General features: G+C 62.7%; 11 protein-coding genes. 7 read left to right on the forward strand and 4 right to left on the reverse strand.

Going from position 1 to position 12,248, the window contains the following annotated elements:
• Positions 1 to 311: 311 nt before the first annotated feature.
• Entirely contained in the window at positions 312 to 578 is a 267-nt protein-coding gene (locus tag ACZ2IA_RS04135) for a hypothetical protein (protein WP_470291304.1), read from the reverse strand.
• Between ACZ2IA_RS04135 and aceA the strand changes: the two genes are divergently transcribed.
• From aceA to ACZ2IA_RS04170, 7 genes are all read left to right on the forward strand, one after another.
• Entirely contained in the window at positions 577 to 1,872 is a 1,296-nt protein-coding gene (gene aceA, locus ACZ2IA_RS04140; protein WP_470291305.1) for an isocitrate lyase, read from the forward strand. The genes ACZ2IA_RS04135 and aceA overlap by 2 nt on opposite strands.
• Before the next feature lie 135 nt (positions 1,873 to 2,007).
• A complete protein-coding gene (aceB, locus tag ACZ2IA_RS04145) occupies positions 2,008 to 3,609 on the forward strand; it encodes a malate synthase A (RefSeq protein WP_470291306.1) in 1,602 nt (533 codons plus the stop codon).
• Positions 3,610 to 3,850: 241 nt separating this feature from the next.
• A complete protein-coding gene (locus tag ACZ2IA_RS04150; protein ID WP_470291307.1) occupies positions 3,851 to 4,831 on the forward strand; it encodes an ABC transporter substrate-binding protein in 981 nt (326 codons plus the stop codon).
• A 101-nt stretch (positions 4,832 to 4,932) separates the two neighbouring features.
• Positions 4,933 to 5,859 (forward strand): ABC transporter permease, encoded by a 927-nt coding sequence (locus ACZ2IA_RS04155; RefSeq protein WP_470291308.1) that lies wholly within the window; start codon positions 4,933 to 4,935, stop codon positions 5,857 to 5,859.
• Positions 5,846 to 6,640: an ABC transporter ATP-binding protein gene (locus ACZ2IA_RS04160; RefSeq protein WP_470291309.1), complete on the forward strand. Its 795-nt coding sequence runs from the start codon at positions 5,846 to 5,848 to the stop codon at positions 6,638 to 6,640. Before ACZ2IA_RS04155 ends, ACZ2IA_RS04160 begins: the two co-directional genes overlap by 14 nt.
• A gap of 147 nt (positions 6,641 to 6,787) precedes the next feature.
• Positions 6,788 to 7,480, forward strand: coding sequence for an SIMPL domain-containing protein (locus tag ACZ2IA_RS04165; protein ID WP_470291310.1), 693 nt, complete (start codon positions 6,788 to 6,790; stop codon positions 7,478 to 7,480).
• Between the two features lie 75 nt (positions 7,481 to 7,555).
• Positions 7,556 to 8,167 (forward strand): glutathione S-transferase, encoded by a 612-nt coding sequence (locus ACZ2IA_RS04170; RefSeq protein ID WP_470291311.1) that lies wholly within the window; start codon positions 7,556 to 7,558, stop codon positions 8,165 to 8,167.
• Between the two features lie 138 nt (positions 8,168 to 8,305).
• On the opposite strand, the gene ACZ2IA_RS04175 is transcribed toward ACZ2IA_RS04170, so the two are convergent.
• From ACZ2IA_RS04175 to rpsT, 3 genes are all read right to left on the reverse strand, one after another.
• The gene (locus ACZ2IA_RS04175) at positions 8,306 to 9,448 is read right to left on the reverse strand and encodes a porin (RefSeq protein WP_470291312.1); all 1,143 of its coding nucleotides are present in this window, start codon (positions 9,446 to 9,448) and stop codon (positions 8,306 to 8,308) included.
• 317 nt (positions 9,449 to 9,765) lie between these two features.
• A complete protein-coding gene (htpG, locus tag ACZ2IA_RS04180) occupies positions 9,766 to 11,667 on the reverse strand; it encodes a molecular chaperone HtpG (protein ID WP_470291313.1) in 1,902 nt (633 codons plus the stop codon).
• Between the two features lie 257 nt (positions 11,668 to 11,924).
• Positions 11,925 to 12,191 carry a 30S ribosomal protein S20 gene (gene rpsT / locus ACZ2IA_RS04185; protein ID WP_470291314.1) on the reverse strand — a complete coding sequence of 89 codons (267 nt, stop codon included), beginning with the start codon at positions 12,189 to 12,191 and terminating at the stop codon, positions 11,925 to 11,927.
• Positions 12,192 to 12,248 lie beyond the last annotated feature (57 nt).

The following is a 12,248-nucleotide window of genomic DNA, read 5'->3' on the forward strand; positions in this document are numbered from 1 at the left end:
ACCATTGTTTCTGCTGAAAATCCCGACAAATCAAGCTATGACAAAGAAATTGCCAGTAATTTATTGAAATTTGGAAACAATTTCTTTTCTATTCTTGGTATTTCCTACCATGTGTAGCGCACATCTCGGCCATATCTTCTGCACGAGATTCTTCATCGCCCAACCCAACCCTACCCCCGACTAACGGTCATGCCCGGTGCAGCGTCGCCATCACACCACAGCCTTATTCAACCCAAAGTGTCGACACTTTTTCATTGTGACACTTTTTTGTTCGCATCCGCAGCAAGGATGAAAGCCAAAGTTGTTCATTTTCAAACAGCGCTGTCATCTTGCGAAACACCGTGATTTCTCGGTGAATTTAGCGCTTCACCGCCGGTTTTTTTGTGATTTAATGGAAACACAACAGCACGGAAACCGGCGCCGGATTGACGCACTGCAAACAAGGCACCACCGTCATACTGGCGACACATTGCCGGTTTGACTAGCGGATAAGCCCGACAGCGGGCCACAAAGCAGAAGGCAGCGCCGGCCTGACCGCCGGCACCGAGGAAACCTACCAAGTAGAGGGAAAACACCATGACCACTCGCGAACAGCGTATTGCCGCCATCCAGCACGACTGGGACACCAACCCGCGCTGGAAGGAGATCACCCGCACCTACACGGCCGCTGACGTGGAGCGCCTGCGCGGCTCCCTGCAGATCGACTACACCCTGGCCCGCCGCGGCGCCGACAAGCTCTGGCAGCACATCACCACCAGTCCGTTCATCAATGCGCTCGGCGCATTGACCGGCGCCCAGGCGATGCAGCAGGCCAAGGCCGGCCTGAAGGCGGTGTACCTGTCCGGCTGGCAGGTGGCCGCCGACGCCAACATCGCCGGCCAGATGTACCCGGATCAGTCGCTCTATCCGGCCAACTCGGTGCCGTCGGTGGTCGAGCGCATCAACAATACCTTCCAGCGCGCTGACCAGATCCAGCACTCGGAAGGCGTGGACGAGGGCGATGCCAACTTCATCGACTACTTCCTGCCGATCGTGGCCGACGCCGAAGCCGGTTTCGGCGGCGTGCTGAACGCGCACGAACTGATGAAGGCGATGATCGAAGCGGGCGCCGCCGGCGTACACTTCGAAGACCAGCTCGCCTCGGTGAAGAAATGCGGTCACATGGGCGGCAAGGTGCTGGTGCCGACCCGCGAGGCAGTGGAAAAACTCTCCGCGGCACGCCTGGCTGCCGACATCATGGGCGTACCGACGGTGATCATCGCCCGCACCGACGCCGAGGCAGCCGACCTGCTGACCAGCGACGTCGACGAGCGCGACCTTCCGTTCTGCACCGGCGAGCGCACCATCGAAGGCTTCTACCGCGTGAAACCGGGCGTCGAGCAGGCGATCGCCCGCGGCCTCGCCTACGCCCCGTACGCCGATCTGATCTGGTGTGAAACCGGCACGCCGGACCTGGAGTACGCCCGCCAGTTCGCCGAGGCGATCCACGCCGAGTTTCCGGGCAAGATGCTGGCGTACAACTGCTCGCCGTCGTTCAACTGGAAGAAGAACCTCGACGATGCCACCATCGCCAAGTTCCAGCGCGAACTGGGTGCGATGGGTTACCGCTTCCAGTTCATCACGCTGGCCGGTTTCCATAGCCTCAACTACTCGATGTTCGACTTGGCTTACGGCTACGCTCGTGAGAACATGACAGCGTTTGTGGAACTGCAGCAAAAAGAATTCACCGCTGCGGAACGCGGTTTCACTGCGGTAAAGCACCAGCGTGAAGTGGGTACCGGCTATTTCGACGCCGTCACCCAGACCATCCAGGGCGGACAATCGTCCACCACGGCACTGAAGGGTTCCACAGAAGAAGCCCAGTTCCACTGAGCACTGCCTGCCCAGTGCAGGCCACGCCGCGACGTAAGGTATTGTTTTACCGAGCGTTGCGGCGTTCGCATTGCTTATCTGCCAACCATTGAGAAAGAGGCGGACAACCGCCCGCGCATTAATCCAGGAAAACGCATGATGACTCGACCAACCTACCCTGCCGGTATTGAGATCGAGGGCTCGATCACGCCGGAATTTGCCGAGATCTTGACCCCCGAGGCAATGGAATTCGTTTCCAAGTTGCACCGAAAGTTCGAGCCGCGCCGCCGCGAATTGTTGCAGGCGCGCATCGTTCGGCAAAAAGCCCTTGACAGCGGCAAGCTGCCGGGCTTCCTGCCGGAAACGGCGGACATTCGCAACGGCAACTGGAGCATCGCCCCGCTGCCGAAGGATCTGCTCGACCGTCGCGCCGAGATCACCGGCCCGGTAGAACGCAAGATGATGATCAACGCGCTCAACTCCGGCGCCAAGATCTTCATGACCGACTTCGAAGACGCCAACTGTCCGAGCTGGGAAAACCAGATCCAGGGCCAGATCAACGTCCGCGACGCCTACCGCAAGACCATCAGCTTCACCTCGCCTCAGGGCAAGGAATACAAGCTGAACGACCAGATCGCCACGCTGCTGGTGCGCCCGCGCGGCTGGCACCTGATGGAAAAGCACGTGACGATCGACGGCGACATCGTCTCCGGCGCCATCTTCGACTTCGCGCTGTCGTTCTTCCATAACATCAAGCACCTGGTCGCCAACGGCAGCGCCACCTACTACTACCTGCCGAAGATGGAGTCGCACCTCGAGGCGCGGCTCTGGAACGACATCTTCTGCTTCGCGCAGGACGAGCTGGGCATCGCCCGCGGCACCATCAAGGGCACCGTACTGATCGAGACCATCCTCGCCGCCTTCGAGATGGACGAGATCCTGTACGAACTGCGCGAACACTCGGCAGGCCTGAACGCCGGCCGTTGGGACTACATCTTCAGCTGCATCAAGAAGTTCAAGACCAACAAGGACTTCTGCCTGGCCGATCGCGCCCAGATCACCATGTCCGTGCCGTTCATGCGCGCCTACGCGCTCCTGCTGCTCAAGACCTGCCACAAGCGCCAAGCGCCGGCGATCGGCGGCATGAGCGCGCTGATCCCGATCAAGAACGACGAAGCGGCCAACGAGCAGGCGCTGGCCGGCGTGCGCGCCGACAAGGACCGCGACGCGGCCGACGGCTATGACGGCGGCTGGGTCGCACACCCGGGCCTGGTGCCGGTGGCGCTGGCCGCGTGGGACGCGGTACTCGGCGACAAGCCGAACCAGATCGACAAGCAGCGCGACGACGTCAACGTCAGCTCAACCGATCTGTTGGACTTCCAGCCGGAGACCCCGATCACCGAGCACGGCCTGCGCATGAACATCAACGTGGGCATCCAGTACCTGGGCGCGTGGATTTCCGGCTCCGGTGCGGTGCCGATCCACAACCTGATGGAAGACGCGGCCACCGCCGAAATCTCGCGCGCGCAGATCTGGCAATGGATCCGCAGCCCGAAAGGCGTGCTGGAAGACGGCCGCAAGGTCACCCACGAGCTGTTCGCCGAACTCGCGGCCGACGAAGTGGCCAAGCTGCGAGCCGAGTACGGCGCGAAGTGGAGCCAGCAGTACGAAGACGCCGCCAAGATGTTCAACCTGTTGACCACCTCGGACGACTTCGTCGAATTCCTGACCCTGCCGGGTTACGAATACCTCGACTAAGCGGCGCGATGGCGCAATTCGCCACGTTGCACCCCAAAGCGGCCCCAAGCGGGCCGCTTTCTTTTTGCCATTCGCTTAATGTTGAAATATTTTGCCTACAATATACAGTTGTTGAAATAATATTTCGTAGAATGGCGAAAATTTTTTCCCGCTTTGCAATAAAATTGCGAACATGCGCCGGCGCCAGACGCGCCGCCGTGCTGTGCCTTATAAAGATCAGACAACACCAAAAGGAGAAAGCATGAGACACCTGTCGCGCCGCCTGTTCGTAACGACCGCACTCGCCAGTCTGGTTGCCAGCGCCTTCGCCGTGCCGGCCAGCGCTGCCGAAATGAAGTCGGTGGCGGTCACCGCCATCGTCGAACACCCGGCGCTCGACGCGGCCCGCAAGGGCATCGAGGATGAACTCAAGGCCGCCGGCTACATCCAGGGCAAGAACCTCAAGTACCAGTTCCAGAGCGCGCAGGGCAATACCGCCACCGCCTCGCAGATCGCCCGCAAGTTCGTCGGCGACAGCCCGGACGTGATCGTCGGCATCGCCACCCCGAGCGCGCAGGCGCTGGTCGCCTCGACCAAGTCGATCCCGGTGGTGTTCTCCGCCGTCACCGACCCGGTGGCCGCCAAGCTGGTGAAAGACTGGAAACCGTCCGGCACCAACGTCACCGGCGTGTCCGACGCACTGCCGCTGGCGCCGCAGATCGAACTGATCAAGAAGGTGAAGCCGGGCGCCAAGCGCGTCGGCATGGTGTACAGCCCGGGCGAAGTGAACTCGACCATCGTCGCCAAGGAGCTGAAGGCGGAACTCGCCAAGCAGGGCATGACGCTGGTGGAAGCGTCGGCGGCCCGCACCGTCGATGTCCCGTCGGCGGCCAAGAGCCTGATCGGTAAGGTCGACGTGATCTACACCACCACCGACAACAACGTCGTGTCGGCCTACGAGTCGCTGTACAAGGTCGCCATCGACAGCAAGCTGCCGCTGATCGCCGCCGACACCGATACGGTAAAACGCGGCGCGACCGCCGCGCTCGGCCAGAACTACTACGATATGGGTCGCCAGACCGGCAAGCTGGTGGTGCGCATCTTGAAGGGCGAGAAGCCGGGCGCGATCGCGCCGGAAGTCGGCACCAAGCTCAATCTGGTGGTCAACCCGACCGCCGCCGAGAAACAGGGCGTCAAGCTGTCGCCGGAACTGATCAAGACCGCCAAGGAAGTGATCAAGTAAGTTCGTACCGCGACCTCGGCCAACCCTGAGGTCCCGACCCTGCTCCCCGACCGGGCCACAAGCCCGGCCCGGGGAGTTAACGTTGCACGAGGTGTAGTTTCATGTCCCTGATCGCCTTGCTGGGCGCCACGGAAATCGGCCTGATCTTCGCGCTGGTGGCGCTCGGCGTGCTGATTTCGTTTCGCATCCTGAATTTTCCCGACCTGACCGCCGACGGCAGCTTTCCGCTCGGCGGCGCGGTCGCCGCCACGCTGATCGCCGGCGGCCACGACCCGTGGATGGCCACGCTGGCCGGCACCGCCGCCGGCGCCTTGGCCGGCCTGACCACCGCCTGGCTGAACGTGCGGCTCAATATCCTGCAGTTGCTCGCCAGCATCCTGGTGATGATTGCGCTCTATTCGGTCAACCTGCGCATCATGGGCGCGCCGAACGTGCCGCTGATCGGCGCCGACACCGTATTCAGCCCGTTCATCGCCCATGCGCCGGAGTCCCAGTACCTGATCCAGCCGATGGTGCTGGCGGTAGTCGTGGTAATCGCCAAGCTGGCGCTCGACGCCTTCTTCGCCTCGCAGGCGGGGCTGGCGATGCGCGCCACCGGCGCCAACCCGCGCATGGCGCGCTCGCAAGGCATTGCCACCGACCGGATGGTACTGATCGGCATGGCGATCTCCAACGCGCTGATCGCGCTGGCCGGTGCGCTGTACGTGCAGACGCAGGGCGGCGCCGACATCTCGATGGGCATCGGCACCATCGTGGTCGGCCTGGCCGCGGTGATCATCGGCGAGACGCTGATCCCGGGCCGCACCATCATGGTCGCGACACTCGCCGCCGCGCTCGGCGCGCTGATCTACCGCCTGTTCATCGCACTGGCGCTGAATGCCGACTTCATCGGCCTGAAGGCGCAGGACCTGAACCTGATCACCGCGGTGCTGGTCGGCTTCGCGCTGGTGCTGCCGACGATCAAACGCAAACTCGCCGCCAAACGCTCGGCATCGTCCAAGGAGAGCACCGCTCATGATGCGCGCTAACGGCCTCTACAAGACCTTCAACCCCGGCACGCCGATCGAGAACCCGGCACTACGCGGCGCCTCGCTCGACATCCCGCAGGGCCAGTTCGTCACCGTGATCGGCTCGAACGGCGCCGGCAAGTCGACCTTCCTCAACGCACTCAGCGGCGACCTGATCGTCGACCGGGGCGAGATCGAGATCGCCGGCCAGAACGTGACCCGCCTGGCCGCCTGGCAACGCGCCGGGCTGGTGGCTCGGGTGTTCCAGGACCCGATGGCCGGCACCTGCGAGGCGCTGACCATCGAGGAAAACCTAGCAATCGCCTGGCAGCGTGGCGACGGCCACGGCCTGAAGGTGTCGCTGAACGCGTCGCTGCGCAGCCTGTTCCGCGACAAGCTCGCCACGCTGAAGCTCGGCCTGGAAAACCGCTTGACGGACCACATGGGCCTGCTCTCCGGCGGCCAGCGCCAAGCGGTCAGCCTGCTGATGGCATCGTTGAAGCCGTCGCGGATCCTGCTGCTCGACGAGCATACCGCGGCGCTCGACCCGAAGACCGCCGCCTTCGTGCTGGAGTTGACCAACCAGATCGTGCACGAGAACAAGCTGACCACGATGATGGTGACCCACTCGATGCGCCAGGCACTCGACCACGGCGATCGCACCGTTATGCTGCACCAGGGCAAGGTAGTGCTCGACGTGGCCGGCGAGGAGCGGGCGAAGATGGACGTGCCCGACCTGTTGGCGATGTTCGAACGCACCCGCGGCGAAGCGCTCGCCGACGACGCACTGCTGCTCGGCTGACCCTCCCACACGCCGTCCCCGCCACCCGGCGGGGACGTTGCCTCCCTCTTCCCGCACACAAGCCACACAAAACTCAGACGGCACTAGGTTGGCCGAACGCCGCCAACGGCGTATCGTTAAGCACCCCTGACCCACAAGGAGTGCTCCATGCGTCCGTTTTATCCCGTGCTGTTATCCGCCGCCCTGCTCGCCCCCGCCTACGTCGTCGCCGCCGAAGCGACCGTGGTCAACCTGAGCGGCCAGGCGCAACGCGAAGTCGACAACGACGAGACCAGCGTCGTGTTGTACGCACAGGAAAACAACGCCAATGCCGCTCGACTCGCCGACAACCTGAACCGCACGCTGAAGCGCGCGCTCGCCGACGCCAACGTGGTCAAGGCGGTCGAAGCCAGCGGTGGCCAGGTCAACACCTGGCCCAGCTACGACAAGAGCGGCAAGATCAACGGCTGGCAGGGGCGCGGCGAAATCCGCCTGAAGAGCCGCGACAGCGCGGCGCTCGCCGAGCTGACCGGCAAGCTGCAGAGCTACCTGCAGCTGGAGAGGGTCAGCTTCAGCGTCTCCGAAGCGGTGCGCCGCCAGACCGAAGCGGCGCTGATCCCGGAGGCGATCCGCGAATTGAACGGCCGTGCCACCGCGGTCGGCAAGGCGATCGGCAAGCCGGCGCTGACCGTCAAGGAGCTGAATATCGGCGAGAGCCGCGACATCGGCCCGCGCCCGATGATGGCGATGACCAAGTATTCGGTTGGCAACGCGGCGGAAGATCGCGTCACCGCGCCGAGTTGGGAAGCCGGCAAGAGCGTGATTTCCGTGCAAGTGTCCGGCAAAGTAGAATTGCGCTGATTGAGCGGCTTGATCGGGCGCTAGCCCGAATATAATGAAACAAGCCTGCCCCCGTGCAACCGACCCCGGACCATCATGAGACTGATTGCTTCGCTGACCAGCCCGTTCGCCCGCAAGGTGCGCATCGTGCTGCTGGAGAAAAAGATCGACTGCCCGCTCGAGCAAGTGCAGCCGTGGGTGGCGGACAGCCATGTCATCGACCACAATCCGCTCGGCAAGGTGCCGGTGCTGGTGCTGGATGACGGCAGCAGCCTGTTCGACTCGCGGGTAATCGTCGAGTACCTCGACACCATCTCGCCGGTGTCGCGCATCTTTCCGCAGGAGAAGCGCGCGCTGATCGCCACCCGGCGCTGGGAGGCGCTGGCCGACGGCGTGTGCGACGCGGCCGCGGCGATCGTGGTCGAGCAACGCCGGCCGGCGGCGCTGCAAAGCGAGGAGTGGATTCGGCGCCAGATGCAGAAGGTGGAACGGGGCCTGGCCATGTTGGCGCACGACCTGGCCGAACGGCACTGGTGCAACGGCGAGGGCTACAGCCTGGCCGACATCGCGCTGGGCGTTTGCCTTGGCTACCTCGACTTCCGCTTCCCGGCGCTGAACTGGAAAGACCGCCATCCGAACCTGGCCGCGTTGCAGCTGCGCCTCGCCGCGCGGCCCTCGTTCAGCGATACCGTGCCGCCGGCCGCGTAGGTAGGCTGGTGCACGCCAGCACGACAACAGCCGGCCCGAGGGCCGGCTGTTTTATTGCCATCAGCCAATGAAAAAACGGAGGGGGAAGCCCCCCTCCGACAAATGACTGACTTGCCTTACAACAGTAAACGGTACGGCTTAGAACCAGTGCTGCAGCGAGATCGAGGTGGTGCGCTGCTTGTTGATTCTGTTGATAGGGTTGCCGTTGGTGTTGCTACCGTCAACATAGCCGTTACCGACGCCAGCTACGTTGTTGTAGCCCTTGTTGACCTGCAGCGAGCCGAATTCCAGCGACGCGGTGGTGCGCTTCGACAGCGCGTAGTCGAGGCCGAGGATGTACTGCCAGTAGCCGCTGTTGTCGATGGTGGTATCACCCTGCTTCACGTCCCAGCCCTTGGCGTAGCTCGCGCGCGGGGTGAACGGGCCGAAGCTGTACGCGACGGTGATACCCGCTTCGCGGGTCTTCAGATTGTTCGGCTGATTCGGGAAGAAGGTGCCGGCGGTATCTGCCGCACCGGTCTTCTCGTTGTAGTAGTAACGATCGCCCCAGCCGTAGCCGCGTGCCTGCTGGTAGCCCAGGGTCACCAGCAGGTTGTTGGCGTTGTAACCGGCGTTCAGGGTGCTGGCGTACGCGTCCAGGCCCGAAGAGTTCGAGTTGGTGCGACGATCGTAGCCGTACTGAGCGAAGAAGCCCGAGTTGCGGTAGGTCAGGCCGGCCGCCCACATATCGCTGGCCTTGCCGGCGGTACCGGCGACACCGGCCGTCTTGTTCTCGCCGAAGCCGTACTGCAGGATGCCGCTGAAGCCGGCCAGGTCCGGGGTATCGTAGCGGATGCTGTTGTCCGGACGACCGGCGGTGCGCATGAAGATGTCCAGCGCGTTGGCGCCGTTGCTGTTGCTGCCGACGTCGAGGTCGAACATGTCGCGCTGCGGATTCGGCAGTTTGCCGAGGCGGACCTTACCGAAGTTGCCCTGCAGGCCGACGAAGGTGTCGCGGGTCGCGAAGGTGCTGTTGCCGTTCTTCGGATCGCCGGTACCGTCCATGATGATGTAGTTCTCGACCTGCCAGATCGCCTTCAGGCCGCTGCCGAGGTCTTCGTCACCCTTGAAGCCGATCCAGGACAGGTAGTCTTCGACGCGGTTGGTCGACAGGGTCGTGCCGTCCAGCGTTTTAACGTGGTCGTTTTCCAGACCGACGTTGAGACGGCCGTAAATCGTTACATCGGCCATCGCTGCCATCGGCAGCGCCATCACCGCCAGAGCCAGAATGCGTTGCTTCATCTCCACTTCCCTCCAATGTGTCATCGTTGTGCTCGGTCCTATTACTACGCCCAGAATTCTTCAGGCATAACTTAAGACGTCTTGGACACTATAGAGCGATGGTGAAAATCGCTTCAACTGAAGCGTTTCCAAACAGCAACAAAGTATTTTCCATTTATCGAAATGCAATGGGATTTACATAAATATCAATCGCTTACAAAAATTGCATGTGATGCATAATCACAACACATTGCAACAATTTGAAACACGATTCCATATAACGGAAACAAGAAAGCCTCCCAATCGGGAGGCTTTGACGAGCCGGTTGTGCCGGTTTGTCAGACAGACAGCTCGAGCATCAGGCTGTTGATGCGCTTGACGAAGCCGGCCGGGTCGTCGAGCTTGCCCCCCTCGGCGAGCAAGGCCTGGTCGAACAGTACGTGGGCCAGATCGCTGGCGCGCGCCTCGTCCCGCTCCTCGGCCAAGCGTTTCACCAAGAGGTGCTGCGGGTTGATTTCCAGCGTCGGGCGGCTGGCCTGCGGCAGCGCCTGACCGGCGGCCTTCAACAGCCGCTCCAGATGCGCGCTCATGTCGTTCTCGCCGACCACCAGGCAGGCGGGGCTATCGGTCAGGCGAGCGGTGGCACGCACTTCGGCGACCTTGTCGGCAAGCGCGGACTTGAGCCTGTCGAGTACCGGGCGAGCGTCCTGTTCGGCCGCCTGCTGCGCCTCTTTGTCGGCCTCGTCGTCGAGCGCGCCCAGGTCGAGCGCGCCCTTCGCCACCGACACCAGCGCCTTGCCGTCGAACTCGGTCAGCGACGCGGCGAGCCATTCGTCGACGCGGTCGCTCAACAGCAGCACTTCGACGCCCTTCTTGCGGAACACTTCCAGGTGCGGGCTGTTCTTCGCCGCGGCATAGCTGTCGGCGGTGATGAAGTAGATCTTGTCCTGACCGTCCTTCATTCGGCCAACGTAGTCGGCCAGGCTAACTAGCTGCGCGTCGCTGTCGGCGTGCGTGGAGGCGAAGCGCAGCAGTTTGGCGATGCGCTCCTTATTGGCGAAGTCCTCGCCGACGCCTTCCTTCAGCACCTGGCCGAATTCCTGCCAGAACGCTGCGTAGTCGTCGGCGCGGTTGGCGGCCAGGTCTTCCAACAGGCCGAGCACCTTCTTCACGCAGCCGGCGCGGATCGTGTCGATGTCGCGGCTTTGCTGCAGGATTTCGCGGCTGACGTTGAGCGGCAGGTCGTTGCTGTCGATCACCCCGCGCACGAAGCGCAGGTAGTGCGGCATCAGCTTTTCGGTGTCTTCCATGATGAACACGCGCCGCACGTAGAGCTTGATGCCCTGCTTGCGTTCGCGCTCGTACAGGTCGAAAGGCGCGCGTGCCGGGATATACAACAGCTCGGTGTACTCCTGGCGGCCTTCGACGCGCGCGTGGCTCCACGCCAGCGGGTCGGTGAAGTCGTGCGCGACGTGCTTATAGAACTCCCGGTATTGCTCGTCGCTGATGTCGCTCTTGCTGCGCGTCCACAGCGCCGAGGCCTGGTTGACCGCTTCGAGCTCGTCCGATTCGACCGGCTGGCCGTCTTCGCCGTAATTCGGCGCCTTCTTCATCTCGATCGGGATCGAGATATGGTCGGAATAGGTGCGCACGATCTGGCGCAGCTTCCAGTCGGACAGGAACTCGTCCTCGCCGTCCTTCAGGTGCAGCACGATCTCGGTGCCGCGACCGGCCTTGTCGACGCTCTCGATGGTGTAGTCGCCCGCGCCGGCCGACTCCCAGCGCACGCCGTCGCTGGCGGCAAGGCCGGCGCGGCGTGTGGTGACGGTGACCCGGTCGGCGACGATGAACGCCGAGTAGAAGCCGACGCCGAACTGGCCGATCAGGTTGGCGTCCTTCTTGTCATCGCCGGTCAGCGAGTCGAAGAACGCCTTGGTGCCGGACTTGGCGATGGTACCGAGATGGTCGATCACCTCGTCGCGGCTCATGCCGATGCCGTTGTCGGCGATGGTAACGGTACGGGCTTGCGGGTCGACACTGACGCGGATCTTCAGCTCGGCGTCGTTCTCGAACAGCGCCGACCGGGCGATTGCTTCGAAGCGCAGCTTGTCGGCGGCGTCGGACGCGTTCGAAACCAGTTCGCGCAGGAAGATCTCCTTGTTCGAGTACAGGGAGTGGATCATCAGCTGCAACAGCTGTTTGACCTCGGTCTGAAAGCCCAGGGTTTGTTTTTCGCTCATGGACGTTGAGACAGGTTGGTTGACGATGTCAGAGAGATAGGGACGGAAACGCGCATTTCAATGCCGGGGTTGAAGCGCGGGTTCGGCCAACGTCGCGCCGGCCTGGGCGGCGATAGAAGAGAAAGCAGCGCGAAACGGAGCGTTGTCGTCATCGACAAGCGGTGGGAACTCTTGAGGGATCGGCCGGCATCATCGCGGCCCAAAGACAAAGGGCCCCGCCGTAGCGGAGCCCTTTTGCGTAACCTTGCCAGCGGCGATTAGACTGCCATGGCCTTGATCTGAGCGGACAGACGGCTCTTGTGGCGAGCAGCCTTGTTCTTGTGGAACACGCCTTTGTCAGCGATGCGGTCGAGCACTTTGGTCGACTGCTGGAAAACGACCTGAGCGGCGGCCTTGTCGCCGGCTTCAACGGCCTTGATCACTTTCTTCACTGCGGTGCGGAACGCAGTACGCAGGCTGGCGTTGTGCGCGCGCTGCTTGAGAGCCTGGCGTGCACGCTTGCGAGCTTGTGCGCTGTTTGCCATGGAAAATCTCCTGATGAGCGGAATCTGAAACGGCCGATTTTAAGCCCTAAACCAAGG

This window comes from Crenobacter sp. CS_VA4, assembly GCF_055597485.1.